Consider the following 20,539-nt stretch of genomic DNA (forward strand, 5'->3'; position numbering starts at 1 on the left):
CCTGCTGGGCGGGGGAGACGGAGCGGATCACCTCCTGGCCGACGTCGCCCTGCCGGTGGTCAAGGACCTGGTCAACAAGGTGCGCGAGCGCGCCGTCGGCCAGGAGGTGATCCGCTCCGTCTCCCCCGCCCAGCAGGTCATCAAGATCGTCAACGACTGCCTGGTCGAGGCGCTCGGTGGCGGCGAGGGCGTCCAGCACGTCCCCGGGCTGGACCTGAACGCCCCGGCGCCGATCGCCATCCTGATGATCGGCCTGCAGGGCTCGGGCAAGACCACGACCTCGGGCAAGATCGCGCTGCGCCTGCGCGGCCGCGACAAGAAGAAGGTCCTGCTGGCCAGCCTGGACGTACACCGTCCCGCCGCCCAGCTGCAGCTGGAGACGCTGGCCAAGCAGGCCGGCGTGACCTCGCTGCCGATCATCGCCGGCCAGACCCCGCTGCAGATCGCGGCGCGCGCCATGCAGGTCGCCCGCGGCGAGCTCTATGACGTGGTCATCCTCGACACCGCCGGCCGCCTGTCGATCGACGAGGCGCTGATGGCCGAGGTGGCCGAGGTCAAGGCCGCCACCAAGCCGCATGAAAGCCTGCTGGTCGTTGATGCGATGACCGGCCAGGACGCCGTCAACACCGCGCGCATCTTCAACGAGCGCGTGGGCCTGACCGGCATCGTCATGACCCGCGTCGACGGCGATGCCCGTGGCGGCGCCGCGCTGTCGATGCGTGCCGTCACCGGCGCGCCGATCAAGCTGCTGGGCGCCGGCGAGAAGCTGGACGCGCTCGAGGATTTCCACCCCGACCGCATCGCCGGCCGCATCCTCGGCATGGGCGACATCGTCTCCCTCGTCGAGCGCGCTGCCGAGACGATCGACAAGGCCGAGGCGGAAAAGCTCGCGGCGAAGATGCAGAAGGGTCAGTTCGACCTGGAAGACTACGCCGCCCAGCTGAAGCAGATCGGCAAGATGGGCTCGCTGTCGGGCATCCTCGGCATGCTGCCCGGCATCGGCAAGATCAAGTCGCAGATCGAGGACGCGAACCTCGACAACACGGTGCTGAAGCGCCAGGCCGCCATCATCGGCAGCATGACGCCCAAGGAACGCCGCAACCCCGAGATCCTGAAGGCGAGCCGCAAGAAGCGCATCGCCGCCGGCTCGGGGTCGACGGTGCAGGATGTCAACCGGCTGCTCAAGCAGTTCGACGACATGTCCGCGATGATGAAGCGGATGAACAAGCTCGGCCAGAAGGGGTTGATGCGCGGCGGTTTGGGCGCGCTCCTCCCCGGTGCCGGGGGCAAACGCCCCTTCTGATCCACGCCTAAGACATAGGACTTATTTTATGGGCCTGAAGATCCGTCTCGCTCGCGCCGGCGCCAAGAAGCGCCCCTACTACCACATCGTGGTCGCCGACAGCCGCTCGCCGCGCGACGGCCGCTTCATCGAGAAGGTCGGCAGCTACAACCCGATGCTGCCCGCCGACCACGCCGAGCGCGTCCGCCTCTTCGGCGAGCGCATCACCCACTGGCTGCAGCATGGCGCCGTCGCCACCGACCGCGTCGCCAAGTTCCTCGGCAAGGCCGAGCTGGCGCCGATGCCGGTGTTCCGCGAGCAGCCGAAGCAGTCCGCGCCGAAGAAGAAGGCGCAGGAGCGCGCCGCCGCCGCCGCCGCGGCCGCCGGCTGACCCCCTTCCGGGCAGGGTCCTGACGCGCCATGGCGGACAAGCGCATTCTGGTGGGGGAGATCGGCCGGCCGCACGGGGTCCGTGGGCTGGTCCGTGTCCAATCCTTCACCGCCGAGGCGGCGGATATCGCCACCTATGGCCCGCTCTCGGATGAGCGCGGGGAAAAGCACTATGCCCTGCAATGGCTGCCGGGGGGACTGGCCCGGATCGACGGGATCAGCGACCGCGACGCCGCGGCCCGGCTGACCGGCACTCGTCTTTACGTCTCGCGTGACCGCCTGCCCGAGCCGGAGGAGGAGGAGTTCTACCTCGCCGACCTGGTCGGGCTGGCGGTGCGGGACGCCGAGGGCCGCGTGCTGGGTGCCGTGCGCAGCGTGGAGGATTTCGGCGCGGGCAGCTTCCTGACCGTCGCCGATGAGCAGGGTCGCGAGACGCTGCTGCCCTTCACCCGCGCGGTCGTGCCGGTCATCGCCGTCGCCGAAGGCTATGTCCAGGTCGAGCCGCCGGCCGAAGGCCAGCTGCCGCCCGAGGTCATCGCCGCCGCCGAGGCCGAGCCCGCCGCCGATCGCGGCGAGGCGAGCGCCCCGGCGGGACCCAAGGTGACCGGTGCTTCGGCGCCGCTGCACGCCCTGCCGCGCCGGCAGGACGCGCCCAAGCGCAGCGGCCCGCGGGGCCCGCGCGGAGGTGCCGCATGAGCTGGCACGCCACCGCCCTGACGCTGTTCCCGGAGATGTTTCCGGGCTCGCTCGGCCAGTCCCTGGCCGGCCGGGCGCTGCGCGAGGGGTTGTGGCGGCTGGACGCGCGGCAGATCCGCGACTTCGCCCTCGATAAGCACCGCACGGTGGACGACACCCCCTGCGGCGGCGGCGCCGGCATGGTGCTGCGGCCGGATGTGGTGGATGCCGCCTGCGCGGCCGCGCTGGAAGAAGGGGACCGCCCGCTGGTCTACCTGACGCCGCGCGGCAAGCTGCTCGACCAGGCGCTGGTGCGGGATCTGGTGGCGGGGCCGGGGGTGATCCTGGTCTGCGGCCGCTACGAAGGTCTCGACCAGCGGGTCATCGAGGCGCGCGGCATGCGCGAGGTCTCGATCGGCGACTACGTGCTGTCCGGCGGCGAGCCGGCGGCGCTGGTGCTGCTCGATGCCTGCGTCCGGCTGCTGCCGGGGGTGATGGGGGGCGCGGACAGCGCCGCCGAGGAAAGCTTCTCGGCCGGCGCCCCGATGCTGGAATACCCGCAGTATACGCGGCCGGTGGAATGGCAGGGTCGGGCTGTGCCCGAGGTGCTGCTCTCCGGCCATCATGCGGCGGTGGCGCGGTGGCGCCGGGAGATGGCGGAGCGGGCGACGCGCGAGCGGCGCCCCGACCTCTGGGCCCGGCAAGGCGATACGGCGAAGGCTTCGGCCGGCTGAGGCCCCAGGGCCCGGATCGGTCTCGGATTTTCAGGATTGAACGGGCGGCCAGGCGCCGCCCACCAGGATTGTCGAGAGGACCACAACTATGAACCTGCTGCAGCAGTTCGACGCGGAACAGCGCTCCCGCCTGCTCGAGGCCCGCGCCGTGCCGGAATTCGCCGCCGGCGACACGGTGCGCGTGATGGTCAAGGTCGTCGAGGGCGAGCGGACCCGCACCCAGGCCTATGAGGGCGTGGTGATCGCCCGCTCCAACAAGGGCCTGCACAGCAACTTCACGGTGCGCAAGCTGTCCTACGGCGAGGGCGTCGAGCGCGTCTTCCCGCTGTACAGCCCGAACGTCGCCGAGATCGCCGTGCTCCGCCGCGGCAAGGTGCGTCGCGCCAAGCTGTATTACCTGCGTGGCCGCACCGGCAAGTCGGCGCGCATCGCCGAGAAGGCCGCCCCCCGCCCCGCCAAGGACTGATTTCTTTCTGGGTCGGCGCCCTCGTTGGGGCGCCGACACGGATCGAAGGGTCAGCCTTGCTCCGGTCGCAGGCCGGGACGGCCTGCGGCGAATGGCTCGCGCAGTTTCCTTGCGCGAGCGACGCGCTATATATGCTTTTGTTGTCCGGTGCCCCTTGCGGGGGGCGCCGAAGCGACGGAAAAGACCGGGGTCCGGAGGGCACACGCCATCTGCCGGCCCTGTTTTTTCCGGCGACCGGCCGCGCAGGGGATGCCTCCCCCTCCGCAGCGGGCTGCCCCGGATAGGAATATCAGGGTTCCGGCGGGATGCATCCCCTCTGGACCATCGCGACCTCCGGGTGGCGCTGGGCCCCCAGCCCCATGGCCACGCGGATGAGTGAACCATCTGCCAAGAGGAAAGCCGCCGATGTCGGCCACGAAGCCGCGTACGCTCTACGACAAGATCTTCGACGCCCATCTGGTCGAGACGCTTCCGGACGGCACCGCGCTTCTCTACATCGACCGGCACCTTGTCCATGAGGTGACCAGCCCGCAGGCCTTCGAAGGCTTGCGCATGGCGAAGCGCCCGGTGCGCCGCCTGGACGGCACCATGGCCGTGGTCGACCACAACATCGCCACCGATGCCTCGCGCTACACCGGGATCGAAGACCCGGAAAGCCGCACCCAGGTCGAGACGCTCGAGAAGAACGTCAAGGAATTCAACGTCCCCTACATCCCGCTGACCGATGCGCGGCAGGGGATCGTGCATGTCATCGGGCCGGAGCAGGGCCTGTCCCTGCCGGGCATGACCATCGTCTGCGGCGACAGCCACACCTCGACGCATGGCGCCATGGGCGCGCTGGCCTTCGGCATCGGCACCTCCGAGGTCGAGCATGTGCTGGCCACCCAGACCCTGCTGCAGAAGCGCGCCAAGAACATGCGCGTGACGGTGGACGGCGTGCTGCCGGTGGGCTGCACCGCCAAGGACATCGTCCTGGCCATCATCGGCAAGATCGGCACCGCCGGCGGCAACGGCCATGTCATCGAATTCGCGGGCTCGGCGATCCGCGCGCTCGACATGGCCGGCCGCTTCTCCGTCTGCAACATGTCGATCGAGGGCGGCGCCCGGGCCGGCATGATCGCCCCCGACGAGACCACCTTCGAATACGCCCGCGGCCGCCCCTTCGCCCCCCAGGGCGAGGCCTTCGACCGCGCGGTCGAATGGTGGAAGACCCTGCCCTCGGACGAGGGCGCGGTCTTCGACAAGGAGGTCTTCCTGGACGCCGCCGAGATCGTCCCCATGGTCTCCTGGGGCACCAGCCCGGAGGACGTGCTGCCGATCACCGCCGCCGTCCCCGACCCGGAGAGCGGCGGCGACGAGGCGCGCCGCGCCCAGCTGCGCCGCATGGTCGAATATATGGGCCTGACCCCGGGCCAGAAGCTGACCGACCTCAAGGTCGACGTGGTCTTCATCGGCTCCTGCACCAACAGCCGCATCGAGGACATGCGCGCCGCCGCGCAGATCGCCCGCGGCCGGCATGTGGCGGAGGGGGTGCGCGCCATGGTCGTGCCGGGCTCCGGCCTGGTGAAGCAGCAGGCCGAGCGCGAGGGGCTGGACGCCATCTTCCGCGACGCCGGCTTCGAATGGCGCGAGGCGGGCTGCTCGATGTGCCTCGGCATGAACCCGGACAAGCTGACCCCGGGCCAGCGCTGCGCCTCGACCAGCAACCGCAATTTCGAGGGCCGCCAGGGTCCGGGCGGGCGCACCCATCTCTGCTCGCCGGCCATGGCCGCCGCCGCCGCGGTGACCGGCTTCCTGACCGACGTGCGGGAGATCGTGTAAGATGGACGCCTTCACCACGCTCACCGGCATCGCGGCGCCGCTGCCGATGGCCAATGTCGACACCGACAAGATCATCCCGGCGCGTTTCCTGAAGACCATCGCCCGCACTGGCTTGGGCAAGTCGCTCTTCGCCAATCTCCGCTACAACGAGGATGGCAGCGAGAACCCGGATTTCGTGCTGAACCAGCAGCCCTACCGCCGCGCCGAGGTGCTGATCGCGCATGAGAATTTCGGCTGCGGCTCGTCGCGCGAGCACGCCCCCTGGGCGCTGCTCGACTTCGGCATCCGCTGCGTCATCGCCCCCGACTTCGCCGACATCTTCCACAACAACAGCTTCAAGAACGGCATCCTGCCGGTCCGTCTCCCGCGCGAGGTCTGCGACCAGCTGATGGAGGATGCCAAGCTGGGCGCCAATGCGCGGATCACCATCGACCTGGAGCGCCAGGTCGTGGTCCGTCCGAACGGGGAGGAAATCCCCTTCGAGATCGATCCGCTGCGCCGCCACCTGCTGCTGAACGGGCTGGACGATATCGGCCAGACCATGCAGCAGGCGCCCGCGATCGACAGTTTCGAGGCGCGGCAGCGCGCGGCGCAGCCCTGGCTGTACCGCTGAGCCGACGGCGCAACTCCTCGGCGAGTCCCACGGAAGGAAGCGACTGACAGATGACGGCGAACAAGAGGCTGCTGGTTCTCCCCGGCGACGGCATCGGGCCGGAGGTGATGCGCGAGGTGCGCCGCGTCATCGAATGGATGGACCGTCGCCGCCATGTCAGCTTCGCGCTCGAGGAAGGCCTGGTCGGCGGCGCCGCCCTCGAGGCCGAGGGCTCGCCCTGCCCGGACAGCACGGTGGAGCGCGCCCTCTCGGCCGACGCCGTGCTCTTCGGCTCGGTCGGTGGCCCGAAGTGGGATACTCTGCCGTTCGACAAGCGTCCGGAGCTGGGGATCCTGCGTCTCCGCAAGGAACTCGGCCTCTTCGCCAACCTGCGTCCCGCCCTGGTGCTGGAGCCGCTGGTCGATGCGTCGAGCCTGAAGCCCGACGTGGTGCGCGGCCTTGACCTGATGATCGTCCGCGAGAGCACCGGCGGCATCTATTTCGGCGAGCCGCGCGGCGTCGAGACCATGGCCAGTGGCAAGCGCCGCGGCATCGACACCGAGGTCTATACCGAGGACGAGATCGCCCGCGTCGCCCGCGTCGCCTTTGACCTGGCCAAGAAGCGCACTGGCCGGATGACCAGCGTCGAGAAGGCCAATGTCATGCAGTCCGGCCGCCTGTGGCGCGCCGTGGTCTCCGAGATCGGCCGCGCCGAATATCCGGAGGTCGAGCTGAGCCACATGTATGCCGACAACTGCGCCATGCAGCTCTGCGCCCGGCCGAAGCAGTTCGACGTCATCCTGGCCAGCAACATCTTCGGCGACCTTCTGTCCGATCTCGCCGCCGCGGCGACCGGCTCGCTGGGCATGCTGCCCTCGGCCACGCTCGGCGCGGTGGATTCCTCGGGCCGCCGCCACGCGCTCTACGAGCCGATCCATGGCTCGGCCCCCGACATCGCCGGCAAGGGCATCGCCAATCCCTGCGCCCAGATGCTGTCCTTCGCCATGCTGCTGCGCTGGTCCTTCGGCATGGAGGAGGATGCGAAGCTGGTCGAGAACGCGGTGGAGAAGGTGCTGGCCGGGGGCCTGCGCACCGCCGACATCATGGGCCCGGGCACGGCCCGCGTCGGCACCAGCGTGATGGGCGACGCCATCCTGCGCGAGCTGGACAAGCTGGCCGCCTGATCCCAGGCCGCTTTCGGTCCGAAGGGGCGGGGAGGGCAACCTCCCCGCCCTTTTTCGTTGCCTCAGGCGCCGGCGCCGGCCGCGGCGGCCGGGGCGGGTGTCACGCTGCCGCCTCGGCCTCATCCGGCAGCCTGGCCAGCAGGTCGGCGGCAGGCATCGGCCGCCCGGTCAGCCAGCCCTGGGCCAGGGCGCAGGGGGCGAGGCGGGCGAAGAAATCCGCCTCCGCCTCCTCCTCGACGCCTTCCACCACCAGGCCCAGCTGCAGGCTGTGCGCCAGGCTGGCGATCGGCCCCAGCACCGCCGCCGCATGGTCGGTCCGCGCCGCCAGCCGGGTGAAGGCGCGGTCCAGCTTGATGGCGTCGACCTGCAGCTCGGCCAGATAGGCCAGGCTGGAATAGCCGGTGCCGAAATCGTCGATATACAGCCGGTGCCCCGCCGCCCGCAGCCGGGCAATGCCGGCGGCGATGTCGTGCCGCTGCGCCGTCGAGCGCTCGGTCAGCTCGAAGCCGATGCTGCGCGGCGCCACCTGGTGCAGCGCCAGCGCCGAGGCGACATGCCCGGCGAAGCCCGGATCCAGCAGGTCCTGCACCGAGATGTTCACCGTGACCTGGAAGCCGGGCCGCGCCCGCAGCGTCTCCGCCATCTCGGCGAGAACCTTGTGCAGCACATAGACGGACACATCGCCGATCAGGCCGGCCTCCTCGGCGGCGGCGATGAACAGGTCGGGCGGGATGGCGATGCCGCCCTCCTGCCAGCGGATCAGCGCCTCGGCGCCGACCATGCGGCGGTCGGACAGCCGCAGGATCGGCTGATAGGCCAGGGTCGGCCGCCCGGCCCGCAGCGCCATGCGCAGCCGCTGCGCCAGCGCCTGGCGACGGGCGATGGCGGCGCTGGCGCCGAAGCCCGCGCCCGCCCCGGCCAGCAGGCCGAGCGTGGTGAAGCCCAGCACCACCGGCGAGGCGAAGGGGGTGGCCGGGTCGCGGAAGCGGGCCAGCATGCAGCCGGTGCGGTTGGCCGAGCAGCGCAGCTCGAAGCGCTGGCCGTCGACCTGGACCGGCCGGCCATCGACCAGCGGGCCCTGCGGCATCGCCTCGGCCGGCAGGCTGCCGAAGAAGCGCAGCCGTTGGCTGCCGTTGGTCACCACCACCATGTGCTCCAGCCGCGGATCGACCAGGGCGCTGAAGGCCTGCGGGCTGATCACCACGGCCGAGCCGCCCTCGGCGAAGATCAGCCCGACCGAGCCGGGGATGCCGGGGATCTCGGCGTCGAGGCGCAGGCTGCGGCCGTAGCGGGTGACGAAATCGGCCTTCGGCAGCGGCACCGGCCGCGCCAGCAGGCCGAGCGTCGCGGAGCAGACCAGATGTCCCTGTTCGAGCCGTCCGGCGCTCTTCAGGAAACGGGAGGAGATCATCATCCGGCGCAGCTCGGCCAGGTCGGCCTCGCCGCAGCGCGGCGGCGGCGCGGCGTTCATCCGCTGCAGCGTGGCGACGATCTCGGCGCCGATCTCGCCGGCGCGGGCGAAGTAGAGCTCGGCCAGCTCGCCGGCGGCGCGCTGCCGCTCCGCCCGCTGCAGCGTCCAGCCCAGCATGCCGCCGGCCAGCGCGCCCAGCAGCATGCCGCCGGCCAGCAGCAGGCCGAGCTTCGGCCAGAAGCGGCTGGCGGACGGGGCAGGGTGGGCGGCAGGCGGCAGCACGTCGTCTCGTTCCTTGGAGCGCGCGCGCGCCTGCAGGGGCATGCCCGCGGCGGGGGCAGGGGCGGCGCCCATCCTGAAGGGCAGTCCTGGCTCGATCGTTGCGATTGCAACCGGCGCACTGAAAAAATTACGAAAAAAATCTCAGTCGGCCTGTTGCGTCCGCGCCGGCCGGCGGCTATTTCCCCGCCACTGGCCGGCGCCCGTAGCTCAGCTGGATAGAGCACCAGACTACGAATCTGGGGGTCAGGAGTTCGAATCTCTTCGGGCGCGCCAGTCACTCTTCGATGCGCCAGCATCCGGAAAGGAGCTGAGGGATAAAACCCTCGGCTCCTTTTTTGTTGCGCCCAGTTTTGTCGTGGCTGTTTTCAAGCCATCGCGACACAGCCAGGCTTGGCGCCGACTCGCCTGGCGTGATGCAGTGACAGGCTTCACGCCCGGAAGGGGGAGGCCGCGCCGTCGCCATGCCCGTCTTACTCAGCCTGATCAGCCTGGGTGGCGCCGTCGCGCTGCTGCTCTGGGGCACGCGGATGGTGCAGACCGGCGTGCAGCGGGCCTTCGGCGCCCGGCTGCGCGGCGCCCTGGCGCGGGCGCTGGGCCATCGCCTCCAGGCCTTCCTGGCCGGCCTCGGCGTCACCGCCCTGCTGCAGAGCAGCACCGCCACCGGGCTGATGGTCACCGCCTTCGCCGCCGAAGGCCTGGTCGGGCTGATGCCGGCGCTGTCCGTCATGCTGGGCGCCAATCTCGGCACCACGCTGATCGTCCAGCTGCTCAGCTTCGATGTCACCGCCCTGTCGCCGGCGCTGATCCTGACCGGCTTCCTGCTGTTCCGCCGCAACGCGGCGAGCCTCGCCCATGACCTGGGCCGCGCCGTAATCGGCCTCGGCCTGATGCTGCTGGCGCTGCACCAGCTGCTTCTCCTCTTCGCGCCGGTCGAGTCCGCCCCGGCCCTGCGGCTGCTGTTCCGCCTCGTGGGCGAGATGCCGGGCCTCGCCCTGCTGCTGGCCGCCGTCCTGGCCTGGGCGCTGCATTCCTCGGTCGCCGCGGTGCTGCTGGTCATGTCGCTGGCCGGCCATGGCGTGCTGCCGCTGCCGGCGGCGCTGGCCATGGTGGTCGGCGCCAATCTGGGCAGCGCGCTGAACCCGCTGCTGGAGGGGATGGGCCGCGCCGACCCGGCCGGCCGCCGCCTGCCGCTGGGCAACCTGCTGAACCGGCTGCTGGGTCTGGCCCTGGCCATGCCGCTGCTGGCCCCGCTGGCAGGCCTGGTGGCCTGGGCATCGCCCGATCCGGGCCGTGGGGTGGCGCTGTTCCACACCGGCTTCAACCTGGCCCTCGCTTTGCTCTTCCTGCCGCTGCTCGGCCCCTATGCGCGGCTGCTGCAGCGCCTGTTGCCGGCGCGCGACGACCCGGCTGACCCGTCGCGCCCGCGCTATCTAAACGGCGCGGCGCAGGAGCTGCCGGCGGTGGCGCTGGCCGCCGCCGGCCGCGAGGCGCTGCGCCTGGCCGACCTGCTGGAGGAGATGCTGCGCGGCGCCCGCGCCGTGCTGGCCCGGCCCGAGGCGCGCATCCCGCCGGATCTGGCGGCGCGGGAGGCCGCCATCGACCGGCTGAACACCGCCATCAAGGCCTATCTGGCGCAGCTCGACACCGAGGCCATGGATGCCGAGGACCATCGCCGCCTGCAGGCCGTGCTGCTCTTCGCGACCCATCTGGAGCAGGCGGCCGACGTGGTGCAGCGCGGGCTGCTGCCGCATGCCGCCCGGCCCCGCAAGCGCGGCCTGCCGCTGCCGGCGCCGGCCCAGGCGGAGGTGCTGGGCTGGCTCGACCGCGTGCTGGGCAATCTGCGCGTCGCCGGCGCCCTGCTGATGACCGAGGACCCGCGCGCCGCCCGGATGCTGGCCGAGGAGAAGGCGGTGTTCCGCGACATGGAGGCCGCCGCCACCGGCGCGCATTTCTCCCGGCTGCGCGACGCCAGCCGGGTGGAGGGGGAGGCCAGCGCCCTGCAGCTGGACCTGCTGCGCGACCTGAAGCTGGTGAACAGCCACGTCGTCGCCGCCGCCGCCTATCCGCTGCTGGAGCGCGACGGGGCGCTGCTGTCCAGCCGCGTCGCCCTGGTGGCCGGCGACGAGTCCTGATCGGGCGGCGTCCGGCGCAGGTCAGGCTTGCGAAAAAATTTAACGGCCGCGCTTCGGCTGCGCGCCCCCGTGGATAACCGCGGCCCGGCCCGGAATCCCTAGGATTCGCCGGCGCCGCGGCCTGTGAATGAATCGGGCGTCAAAGAAAATCTGGGGGGCGGAGAGACAACCGACCCACCAGATATGGGTTGATGCCAGCAGCGGCCCGGTGCAAATCTGCCGCCGCGCCCCCCGGCTGCTGTGCCCCCGCTTTCGCCTGTGCCTGCCCGATGCGCCCCCCTTACCGCCCACTGCCAGGGAATCCTTCGCCGTGCTCGATGCCGTTCAGCTTGCCGATGACATCCAGCTTGCCGGCCATGGCCAGGTGCGTGTCGACCGCTCGCGCGACGCGCTGCTGACCGATTTCGGCAAGGCGACGCTGGATGACCGCTACCTGCTGCCGGGCGAGTCCTACCAGGACCTCTTCGCCCGCGTGGCCAGCGCCTATTCGGACGACAGCGCCCACGCCCAGCGCATCTACGACTATATCTCCCGGCTGTGGTTCATGCCGGCGACGCCCGTGCTGTCCAATGGCGGCACGACGCGCGGCCTGCCGATCAGCTGCTTCCTCAACGAGGCCAATGACAGCCTGAACGGCATCGTCGACCTCTGGAACGAGAATGTCTGGCTGGCCTCCAAGGGCGGCGGCATCGGGTCCTACTGGGGCAACCTGCGCTCGATCGGCGAGAAGGTCGGCCAGAATGGCAAGACCAGCGGCATTATTCCTTTCATTCGCGTGATGGACAGCCTGACGCTGGCCATTTCCCAGGGTTCTCTCCGTCGTGGGTCCGCCGCGGTCTATCTGCCCGTCTCGCATCCGGAGATCGAAGAGTTCATCGACCTGCGCCGGCCGACCGGCGGCGACCCGAACCGCAAGGCGCTGAACCTGCACCATGGCGTGCTGGTGCCCGACGCCTTCATGCGCGCGGTCGAGGCCGATGACGAATGGGCGCTGACCTCGCCCAAGGACGGCGCCCCGGTGCGCAAGATATCGGCGCGCAGCCTCTGGATCCGCATCCTGATGGCGCGCATCGAGCAGGGCGAGCCGTACATCATCTATTCCGACGCGGTGAACAACGCGCGGCCCGAGCACCACAAGCTGTCCGGGCTGGAGGTGAAGACCTCCAACCTCTGCGCCGAGATCACCCTGCCCACCGGGCGCGACCAGCATGGCAAGGAGCGCACCGCGGTCTGCTGCCTGTCCTCGCTGAACCTCGAGACCTGGTTCGAGTGGAAGGACGAGAAGCACTTCATCCCCGACGTGATGCGCTTCCTCGACAATGTGCTGCAGAGCTTCATCGACACCGCCCCCGACAGCATGGCGCGCGCCCGCTACAGCGCGATGCGCGAGCGCTCGGTCGGCCTCGGCGTCATGGGCTTTCATTCGTTTCTGCAGGCGCAGAACGTGCCGTTTGAAAGCGTGATCGCCAAGGTCTGGAACAAGCGGATGTTCAAGCACATCCGCGAGCAGGCCGACATCGCCAGCCGCGTCTTGGCCGAGGAGCGCGGGCCCTGCCCGGATGCCGCCGAATACGGCTTCATGGAGCGCTTCTCGAACAAGATGGCGATCGCGCCAACGGCGTCGATCAGCGTCATCTGCGGCGGCGCCTCGCCGGGCATCGAGCCGATCGCGGCCAATGTCTACAACCACAAGACTCTGTCGGGGTCCTTCATCGTCCGCAACCCGTCGCTGAAGGCGCTGCTGCAGAAGCATGGCCGCGACGACGAGGACACCTGGACCAACATCACGGTGACCAAGGGCAGCGTGCAGCACCTGGACTTCCTGGACGCGCAGGAGAAGGCCGTCTTCAAGACCGCCTTCGAGCTCGACCAGCGCTGGGTGGTCGAGCATGCCGCCGACCGCACGCCCTTCATCTGCCAGAGCCAGTCGGTAAACCTGTTCCTGCCGGCCGACGTGCACAAGCGCGACCTGCACCAGATCCATTTCCAGGCCTGGAAGAAGGGCGTGAAGTCGCTCTACTACTGCCGCAGCCTGTCCATCCAGCGCGCCGACACGGTCAGCGAGAAGGTCTCCGTCCAGCCGGCCCTGGGCTTCGCCGCCGCCAACAGCGTGGAAGCCGTGCTGCCGATGCCGGTGGCGCGCGCCACCCGCGCGGTGGCCGGCGAGGCGAGCTCGACGGATTACGAGGAATGCCTGGCCTGCCAGTGAGCGGTATTGCCGCTTAGGCCATCGACGGCCTGCCAGCCGCGCCATCCGCCAGCCCTTCCGGCTGAGCTGACGGCGCGGCTGATCTGGGCTCCGGAGAACAAGCGCGGCACGCGCGAAGCACGCATCATCCGGCCAGTATGCCTTGGCAGTTTGACCGGCTGCCAGGGACGCGCCGCGGCCGACGACCGGCCGCGGGACCTGTTTCCTCAGAAGCTCCCGAGCGTGCTGCCGAGCGCGATGATGCAGATCAGCGCGAAGACCGGGATCAGCAGGTTCACCACGAAGATGTCGCCATAGGACGACTTGTGGGTCAGGCCGGTGATGGTCAGCAGCGAGATCACCGCGCCGTTGTGCGGCAGCGAGTCGAAGCCGCCGGAGGAGATGGCGGCGATGCGGTGCAGCAGCTCCGGGCTGATGCCCAGTGCCGTCGCGCGTTCCAGATAGGTCGCCCCCAGCGTGTCGAGGGCGATCGACAACCCGCCCGAGGCCGAGCCGGTGATGCCCGCCAGCGCGTTCACTGCGATGGCCAGCGAGATGGTGGGGGTGTCGGGGGCGATGCCGACGACGAAGTCGCGCACCACGACGAAGGCGGCTAGCGAGGCGATGACCGCGCCGTAGCCGACCTCGCTCGCCGTGTTGAAGATCGGCAGCAGCGAGCCCATCGTGCCTTCGTTCAGCGTCTTCTGCGCGTCGCGCAGATAACGGCGCTGCAGCAGCAGCACGGTCAGGATGGCGCCGACCAGCGCCACGATCAGCGCCCAGGTGCCGATCACCGCGGTGGGCGCCACGTCGCCATAGATCGACTGCGACAGGTAGCTCAGGTCCATCCGCGGGAAGACGATCAGCGAGAAAATCGCGTTCAGCCCGATCACCACGACGATCGGCAGCATGGCCAGGGCGAAGCCCGGGCGCTCGCCTTCCTCGAATTGCGGCAGGTTCTCCTGGTGGTCGCCATAGCCTTCGCCGGCGGCGACGGCGCGGCGGCCGCGCCATTGCAGCCAGGCCAGGCCGCCGAACAGCATGATGCAGCCGGCGATCAGGCCGAGGCCGGGGGCGGCGAAGGTGGTGGTGCCGAAGAAGCGGGTCGGGATGGCGTTCTGGATCGCCGGCGTGCCCGGGAAGGCGGTCATGGTGAAGGTGAAGGAGCCCAGCGCGATGGCCCCCGCGATCAGCCGCTTGGGCAGCCCGGCCTCGCGGAACAGCGCCGCCGCGATCGGGAAGATGGCGAAGGCCACGACGAACAGAGAGACGCCGCCGAAGGTCAGCACGCCGCAGGCGAGCGTCACCGCGGTGATGGCGTGGCCCGGGCCGATGCGGCGGATGATGGTCTGGGCGATGGTCGCCGAGGCGCCGCTATCGGCCATCAGCTTGCCGAAGATGGCGCCCAGCATGAAGATCGGGAAGAACAGCACGACGTAGCGGCCGAGGCTGGTCATGAAGACCTGGGTATAGGTCGCCATCACCGGGCCGCCCTGGGCGAGCAGCACGGCGAAGGCGGCCATGATCGGGGCCAGGATCAGCACATTGACGCCGCGATAGGCGAAGTACATCAGCCCGGCGAGCGAGAGGATGATGGCGAGCGTGCCAAGCATGGGCGGTCTCTCCGTGTTGTCGGGGGTGGCGTCACGGCGCCGGGCCCCAGCCAGGGCCCGGCAAACCGGAAAAGGAAACTAGCGGGGCTGGGTGCGCAGGTGCGCGACCAGCGCCATCAGCCGGCGGTTGCGCCAGTCGCCGCGCGCCTGCAGCTGGTCCTGCGGCAGCAGGCTGCGGCGCTCGGCCTCGGCCTGCTCGATGGCCTTCGCCGACCAGGGCTGCGGGTCGCGGCGCGATTCCGCCACGCGGTGGTAGAGCGGCGCCAGGCGGGCGGAATAATCGGCGATGCCGCCTGGCGCGTTCAGGTCGATGGTCTCGAAGGGGCCCATGAAGGCCCAGCGCAGGCCGAGGCCTTCGGAGACGGTGCGGTCGATATCGGCCGCCGAGGCCAGCCCCGCCTCGTAGAGCGCCCAGGCCTCGTTCAGCAGCGCGCCCTGCAGGCGGTTGAGGATGAAGCCCTCGATCTCGCCCTTCACCTCGATCGGCGCCTGGCCCCAGTCTTCCATCGCCGCGCGCAGGACGGGGATGATCGAAGCGTCGGTCCAGGGGGCGGGGACCAGCTCGACCAGCGGCACCAGATGCGGCGGGTTGACCGGATGGGCGATCAGGAAGCGCGCGCGCTTCGGCAGATCCTCGGTGAAGGCCGAGGCCGGGATGCCGGAGGAGGAGGAGCCGACGATGGCGTCCTCGCGCATCGCCGCGGCGATCTGGCCGCAGGCCTCGCGCTTCACCTCGACCCGCTCCAGCACCGATTCCTGGATGTAGTCGGCGGTGGCGACCGCCTCCTCCAGGCTGTGGCAGAGGGTGATGCGGGCGAGGATCGGCGCCGCGTCCTCGACCAGCCCGGCCTCCTGCATGTCGGCCAGCATGCTGGCCAGGCGGTCCATCGCCCGGGCGCGGATCGCCTCGCTGGCATCATAGAGGCGGACGGTCGCGCCGCCGCGGGCGAAGACGATGGCCCAGCCGGAGCCGACCAGCCCGGCGCCGACCACGGCGACCTTGTTCAGGGTGTGGGACATTCCTGTTCCTCCAGCATCATTGTCGTCACGGCGGTGCTGCCGCGGGCGACCAGCGTCCCGGGCAGGCGGATCAGGGCAGGGGCGGGGGGCAGGCCGGCCAGCACCGGCTCCAGCCAGTCCAGCGCCGCCCGCAGCATGGCGTCGAGCGGCTGGCGCAGCGTGGTCAGCGCATGCGAGGGCCAGGCCGCCATGGGGATGTCGTCGAAGCCGGCGACCAGCAGCGCCTCCGGCACGCGCAAGCCCAGCCGGTGCCGCGCCGTCTCCAGCGCGCCCAGCGCCAGGATGTCGCTGGCGCAGAGCAGCGCGTCCGGCGCCTCCGGCCCCTGCAGCAGGGCCAGCGCCGCCTCCTGGCCGGCCTCGTAGCTGAAGGCCCCGGCCGGATGCTCGCGCGGCGCGATCCCCCGCTCGGCACACACGGACAGAAAGCCGGAGCGGCGCTCGGCCTGGGTGGAGCTGTCCTCCAGCCCGCCGATGAAGGCCGGGCGGCGGGCGCCGCGGTCCAGCAGGTGGCGGGTCAGAGCCGCGGCGCCGCCCGCATTGTCGCAGACGATGCTGCTGGCCGCCGTCGCCGCGGCGGGGAAGCGGTTCAGGTAGAGCAGCGGCGTGCCGGCGGCTGCGCAGGCCTCGGCGCCGGCGCTGCTCAGCGTGGTGGCCAGGATGATGACGCATTCCGGCTGGTAGGAGAGCAGCAGCCGCAGCGCCGCCATCTCGCCGCCCGCCTTGGGATGTCCCGGCCGGCCGCCGCCGGTGACCAGCATCATGTTGCAGCCGGCCTGCTGCAGCGCCTCGCTCAGCCGCGCCAGGGCGTCGGGATAGAAGGGGTTGTGCAGGTCGGAGACCACGACGCCGACGATGCGGGTGTGGCGGGTGATCATGCCGCGGGCCAGGGCATTGGGCTGGTAGCCCAGGGCGGCGGCGCGGCTGAGCACCAAAGCGCGGGTCTCGGCGGCGATCGCCGCGCCCTCGTGGAAGGCGCGGGCGACGGTCGCGACCGACATGCCCAGCTCGCGCGCCAGGTCCTTGATGGTGATGCGGGGGACGGGCCTATTCGGCATCGTCCCCCCTCATGTGCGTGGTCATCGGCATTCCCTCCGGAGCGGACCCTGTCTCGGGCCCTTGCTTCCGTTGAGAACGTTCTCAATCCCGCGTCTCCACGTCAATCCGATCAGGCTGACGTTGCCGTGAAGAGGGGCGTCGCCGCCCCTCGATCATCTGGGCAGGCGGGGCGCCTCAGCAGCCGGGGTTGCGCAGCGCCTGACCGGTCGGCGCCGGCGGGGCGACGATCACCGCGCGGCCGTCCTGCAGCGTCACCTTGCCCGCCGCCACCCAGGCCAGCGCCGCCGGGTAGAGGCGGTGCTCCTGCTCGAGGACGCGGGCGGCCAGCGCCGCCTCGTCGTCGCCCTCCAGGATCGGCACGGCGGCCTGGGCCAGGATCGGGCCCTCGTCCACGCCGGGGGTGACCAGGTGGACGCTGCAGCCATGCAGCCGGACGCCCGCGGCCAGCGCCCGGGCATGGGTGTCGAGCCCGGGGAAGGCCGGCAGCAGGGAAGGGTGGATGTTCAGCATCCGCCCGGCCCAGGCGCTGGTGAAGCCCTCGGTCAGCACCCGCATGAAGCCGGCCAGCGCGATCAGCTCGACGCCATGCCGGTCGAGCTCGGCCGACATGGCCGCCTCGAAGCCGGCGCGATCCTTCCCGAAGGGGCGGGATTCCACCACCGCGGTCGGGATGCCGGCCGCGGCCGCGCGGGCCAGGCCCGCCGCATCGGCGCGGTTGGCCAGGACCAGCGCGATCTCCGCCGGATAGGAGGGGTCGGCGGCGGCGGCCAGCAGCGCCGCCATGTTGCTGCCGCGCCCGCTGATCAGGATGGCGGTGCGCCGCCGGGCGGTCATGCCGCCGGCCAGCGCGGCGTCAGGTTGTCGACCCGCACCTCGGCCGCGGCACCCTCGGCGCCGGCCTCGATCTGGCCGAGGTTGAAGACGGTCTCGCCATGCTGGACCAGCAGGGCGGTGACGGCCTCGACATCCCCGGGCTTCACCACGAGGCACATGCCGATGCCGCAGTTGAAGACGCGCAGCATCTCCTCCGGCACGACGTTGCCGGCGCTTGCCAGCCAGGCGAAGACCGGCGGCAGGGTCCAGGCGCGGGCGTCGAGCACCGCGACCGTGCCCTTGGGCAGCACGCGCGGCAGGTTGCCCGGCAGGCCGCCGCCGGTGATGTGGGCGGCCGCCTTGACCAGCCCGGCGCGATGCGCGGCGAGGACCGACTTCACATAGATGCGGGTCGGCGCCAGCAGCGCCTGGCCGATGGTCTGCCCGCCCGCAAACGGGGCGGGGGTGGCGACGCCCTGGTTGGTCGCGGCCAGGATGCGGCGGACCAGCGAGAAGCCGTTGGAATGCACGCCCGAGGCGGCGAGCCCCAGCACCACGTCGCCAGGCCCGACATCGGGCTTCGGCAGCAGCCCGTCGCGCTCGGCGGCACCCACCGAGAAGCCGGCGAGATCATAGTCGTCCTTGGCGTACATGCCCGGCATCTCGGCGGTCTCGCCGCCGACGAGCGCGCAGCCGGCCTGGCGGCAGCCCTCCGCGATGCCGGCGATGACCGCGCGGGCTTGCTCCAGCTGCAGCTTGCCGGTGGCGAAATAGTCGAGGAAGAACAGCGGCTCGGCGCCCTGGACGACCAGGTCGTTGACGCACATGGCAACCAGGTCGACGCCCACCGCGTCATGCATCTCGCTGTCGATGGCCAGGCGCAGCTTGGTGCCGACGCCATCCGTCGAGGAGACCAGCACGGGGTCGGTGTAGCCGGCCGCCTTCAGGTCGAAGAGCGCGCCGAAGCCGCCGAGCGACCCCATGGTCCCGCTGCGGTCGGTGGCGCGCGCCAGCGGCTTGATGGCATCCACGAGGGCGTCGCCGGTTTCGATGTCAACGCCGGCGTCGCGGTAGGTCAGACTGGTCATCAGGGGGCCCGATCGGCTATGCGCAAAAGGCCCGGAAGGAGAGAATTCGCTATGCCGGGCTTCCAAGGGGGCGGAATGCAACATTTTCGGCGTCTGGCCGCAACCTTTGTCATGGGGGGTCTGCTCTGCGGAGCCGCCTTGCCAGGCACGGCGATGGCCCAGAGCCTGGCCACCAGCGTCGCGGAAGCGCCTGCTGACGCCTATACGCAGCGCGGCGTGACCGCCGAGGCCACCGCCGAGAACGCGGTGATCGCGCGCACCCGGGCGCTGGCCCAGGCGCAGCGCACCGCCTATGAGCGCATGGCCGAAAGCCTCGGCCTGCCGCGCGGCCTGTCCGATTCCCAGATCGATTCCATGGTCTCCTCGATCATCGTCGAGGAGGAGCGCAGCACCCGCACCGGCTATTCCGGCCGGCTCACGGTGAATTTCAACCCGAACCGCGCCGGCGGGCCGGGCCGCGCCTCGGCGCATGCGGGCGGCTCGGGCAGCGCCTCGGGCGGTGGCTCGGGAAGCCTGGCATCCTCCGGCGGCGGCGCCGCGGGCGACGCGGCGCCGCCGCTGGTGCCGCCGGCGCTCAGCCTGCCGGCCGCCGGCTATATCGAGGCGCAGACCCGCTTCTCCGGCCTGCGCGAATGGCTCGACCTGCGGCAGCGCCTGGCCGCCAATCCGGAGATCGCCTCGGTCGACATCCTGGCCATCGCGGTGGACGGGGCGCGCATCCGCCTCGGCCTGCGGCACACGCCGGAGCTCGCCATGCAGGCGCTGCCGGCCGCCGGCATCACGCTGCAGCCGCCGGTCCCCACGGCCGCCGCGCCCGGGGGCATGCCGGGCCTGGCGCCGCCGGTGCGCTACGGCGCCCAGCCGGCGGCGGCGCCGGCCGGCGCAGGTCAGGCGACGGGCCCCTGGCAGATCGGCCTTGCCGGCCGGATCTGAGCGACCCGACCAGGACCCCGCCGCGCCGGCCGCCCCGCCGCGGGCGGCGGGAGTCCCCGATGCGCCAGCCGCCCCGGCCTATGCGGCGGGGGCCTTCACCCTGCCGAACCTGATCACGCTCGCCCGGCTCTGCGCCGTGCCGACCAATATCTGGCTGATCATCCACGGCCGGCTCGACCTGTCTTGCATCGTCTTCCTGGCCGCCGGCGTCTCGGACGCCATCGACGGCTGGCTGGCGCGGCGCCAGGGCAGCCAGTCGCGGCTGGGCGCCTTCCTCGACCCGCTGGCCGACAAGGCGCTGCTGATCACCACCTATGTCGCGCTGGCCTGGGCCGCGGTGCTGCCGGACTGGCTGGCGCTGATGGTGGTGTTCCGCGACCTGCTGATCATGGGCGGCGTCACCCTGCTCACCCTGCTCGGCGCGCCGCCGCGCATCCAGCCCCTCCGGATCTCGAAGGCCAACACCGTGGCGCAGATCGCCCTCGCTGCCCTCGCCCTCCTGCTCGAGGGCTTCTTTCCGGATCCCGGGCCGGCGGCGGTCTTCGCGCTGCAGGCCCTGGTGCTGCTGGTCGCGGCGACGACCCTGCTCTCGGGCCTGGCCTATCTGGCGCCGCGGCTGGGGATGAAGCTGTGAAGGGGCCGCCGCCCGTTGGCCTGGTCGCCCCCCCGCCCAGGCCCGAGCCGGCGCCGCCGCGCGCGATGCCCGAGCCGCCGCGCCAGCCCGGGCCCCGCACCGCGACGCGCGGCCAGCGGCTGGCCCTGGTGCTCGGCCTGACGGTCGCGGCGCTGTTCCTGGGCTGGCTGTTCTCGGCGATCCTGACGCCCCTGCCCCCTATACCCCACTCCGAGCCCACGAGAC

The 20,539-nt window shown here is 71.2% G+C and carries 18 protein-coding genes and 1 tRNA gene; 13 read left to right on the forward strand and 6 right to left on the reverse strand.

The window, feature by feature from the left end:
- Position 1 precedes the first annotated feature (1 nt).
- The 8 genes from ffh to leuB all read left to right on the forward strand — a co-directional run bounded on the left by ffh (position 2) and on the right by leuB (position 7,144).
- Positions 2–1,303: a signal recognition particle protein gene (gene ffh / locus BKE38_RS12545; RefSeq protein ID WP_076957656.1), complete on the forward strand. Its 1,302-nt coding sequence runs from the start codon at positions 2–4 to the stop codon at positions 1,301–1,303.
- A 28-nt stretch (positions 1,304–1,331) separates the two neighbouring features.
- Positions 1,332–1,673, forward strand: a complete 342-nt coding sequence (gene rpsP / locus BKE38_RS12550) for a 30S ribosomal protein S16 (RefSeq protein ID WP_076957657.1) — start codon at positions 1,332–1,334, stop codon at positions 1,671–1,673.
- A gap of 29 nt (positions 1,674–1,702) precedes the next feature.
- Positions 1,703–2,368, forward strand: coding sequence for a ribosome maturation factor RimM (gene rimM, locus BKE38_RS12555; RefSeq protein ID WP_076957658.1), 666 nt, complete (start codon positions 1,703–1,705; stop codon positions 2,366–2,368).
- Positions 2,365–3,081 (forward strand): tRNA (guanosine(37)-N1)-methyltransferase TrmD, encoded by a 717-nt coding sequence (gene trmD / locus BKE38_RS12560; RefSeq protein WP_076957659.1) that lies wholly within the window; start codon positions 2,365–2,367, stop codon positions 3,079–3,081. Before rimM ends, trmD begins: the two co-directional genes overlap by 4 nt.
- Before the next feature lie 88 nt (positions 3,082–3,169).
- Positions 3,170–3,547, forward strand: coding sequence for a 50S ribosomal protein L19 (gene rplS / locus BKE38_RS12565; RefSeq protein WP_076957660.1), 378 nt, complete (start codon positions 3,170–3,172; stop codon positions 3,545–3,547).
- A 405-nt stretch (positions 3,548–3,952) separates the two neighbouring features.
- The gene (leuC, locus tag BKE38_RS12570) at positions 3,953–5,368 is read left to right on the forward strand and encodes a 3-isopropylmalate dehydratase large subunit (protein ID WP_076957661.1); all 1,416 of its coding nucleotides are present in this window, start codon (positions 3,953–3,955) and stop codon (positions 5,366–5,368) included.
- A gap of 1 nt (position 5,369) precedes the next feature.
- Complete coding sequence (gene leuD, locus BKE38_RS12575; RefSeq protein WP_076957662.1) at positions 5,370–5,981, forward strand: 3-isopropylmalate dehydratase small subunit; 612 nt, start codon at positions 5,370–5,372, stop codon at positions 5,979–5,981.
- Positions 5,982–6,031: 50 nt separating this feature from the next.
- The gene (gene leuB / locus BKE38_RS12580) at positions 6,032–7,144 is read left to right on the forward strand and encodes a 3-isopropylmalate dehydrogenase (protein WP_076957663.1); all 1,113 of its coding nucleotides are present in this window, start codon (positions 6,032–6,034) and stop codon (positions 7,142–7,144) included.
- A 100-nt stretch (positions 7,145–7,244) separates the two neighbouring features.
- Here leuB and BKE38_RS12585 read toward each other — a convergent pair whose 3' ends face one another.
- On the reverse strand, positions 7,245–8,837 hold the full coding sequence (locus BKE38_RS12585; protein ID WP_165694172.1) for an EAL domain-containing protein: 1,593 nt from the start codon (positions 8,835–8,837) through the stop codon (positions 7,245–7,247).
- A gap of 196 nt (positions 8,838–9,033) precedes the next feature.
- On the opposite strand from BKE38_RS12585, the gene BKE38_RS12590 reads away from it, so the two are divergent.
- The 3 genes from BKE38_RS12590 to BKE38_RS12600 all read left to right on the forward strand — a co-directional run bounded on the left by BKE38_RS12590 (position 9,034) and on the right by BKE38_RS12600 (position 13,178).
- Positions 9,034–9,110, forward strand: a tRNA-Arg gene (locus BKE38_RS12590).
- A gap of 188 nt (positions 9,111–9,298) precedes the next feature.
- Positions 9,299–10,969 (forward strand): Na/Pi cotransporter family protein, encoded by a 1,671-nt coding sequence (locus BKE38_RS12595; protein ID WP_076957665.1) that lies wholly within the window; start codon positions 9,299–9,301, stop codon positions 10,967–10,969.
- Positions 10,970–11,279: 310 nt separating this feature from the next.
- Positions 11,280–13,178, forward strand: coding sequence for a ribonucleoside-diphosphate reductase subunit alpha (locus tag BKE38_RS12600; RefSeq protein ID WP_106409204.1), 1,899 nt, complete (start codon positions 11,280–11,282; stop codon positions 13,176–13,178).
- 206 nt (positions 13,179–13,384) lie between these two features.
- Here BKE38_RS12600 and BKE38_RS12605 read toward each other — a convergent pair whose 3' ends face one another.
- The 5 genes from BKE38_RS12605 to purM form a co-directional block, all read right to left on the reverse strand.
- On the reverse strand, positions 13,385–14,770 hold the full coding sequence (locus BKE38_RS12605; protein WP_076957666.1) for a GntP family permease: 1,386 nt from the start codon (positions 14,768–14,770) through the stop codon (positions 13,385–13,387).
- Between the two features lie 78 nt (positions 14,771–14,848).
- Positions 14,849–15,790 carry a 3-hydroxyacyl-CoA dehydrogenase gene (locus BKE38_RS12610; RefSeq protein ID WP_076957667.1) on the reverse strand — a complete coding sequence of 314 codons (942 nt, stop codon included), beginning with the start codon at positions 15,788–15,790 and terminating at the stop codon, positions 14,849–14,851.
- Positions 15,775–16,845 carry a LacI family DNA-binding transcriptional regulator gene (locus tag BKE38_RS12615; RefSeq protein ID WP_076957668.1) on the reverse strand — a complete coding sequence of 357 codons (1,071 nt, stop codon included), beginning with the start codon at positions 16,843–16,845 and terminating at the stop codon, positions 15,775–15,777. The genes BKE38_RS12610 and BKE38_RS12615 overlap by 16 nt, the downstream gene beginning before the upstream one ends.
- Before the next feature lie 175 nt (positions 16,846–17,020).
- Positions 17,021–17,680, reverse strand: a complete 660-nt coding sequence (gene purN, locus BKE38_RS12620; protein ID WP_076957669.1) for a phosphoribosylglycinamide formyltransferase — start codon at positions 17,678–17,680, stop codon at positions 17,021–17,023.
- Positions 17,677–18,747 carry a phosphoribosylformylglycinamidine cyclo-ligase gene (gene purM / locus BKE38_RS12625; RefSeq protein ID WP_076957670.1) on the reverse strand — a complete coding sequence of 357 codons (1,071 nt, stop codon included), beginning with the start codon at positions 18,745–18,747 and terminating at the stop codon, positions 17,677–17,679. Before purM ends, purN begins: the two co-directional genes overlap by 4 nt.
- 153 nt (positions 18,748–18,900) lie before the next feature.
- Here purM and BKE38_RS33245 point away from each other — a divergent pair, with 153 nt between their 5' ends.
- Positions 18,901–19,680 carry a hypothetical protein gene (locus BKE38_RS33245; protein WP_076957671.1) on the forward strand — a complete coding sequence of 260 codons (780 nt, stop codon included), beginning with the start codon at positions 18,901–18,903 and terminating at the stop codon, positions 19,678–19,680.
- On the forward strand, positions 19,664–20,314 hold the full coding sequence (locus tag BKE38_RS33250; protein ID WP_242662336.1) for a CDP-alcohol phosphatidyltransferase family protein: 651 nt from the start codon (positions 19,664–19,666) through the stop codon (positions 20,312–20,314). The genes BKE38_RS33245 and BKE38_RS33250 overlap by 17 nt, the downstream gene beginning before the upstream one ends.
- Positions 20,315–20,539 lie beyond the last annotated feature (225 nt).

The organism is Teichococcus deserti (genome assembly GCF_001982615.1).
Classification (GTDB): domain Bacteria; phylum Pseudomonadota; class Alphaproteobacteria; order Acetobacterales; family Acetobacteraceae; genus Pseudoroseomonas; species Pseudoroseomonas deserti.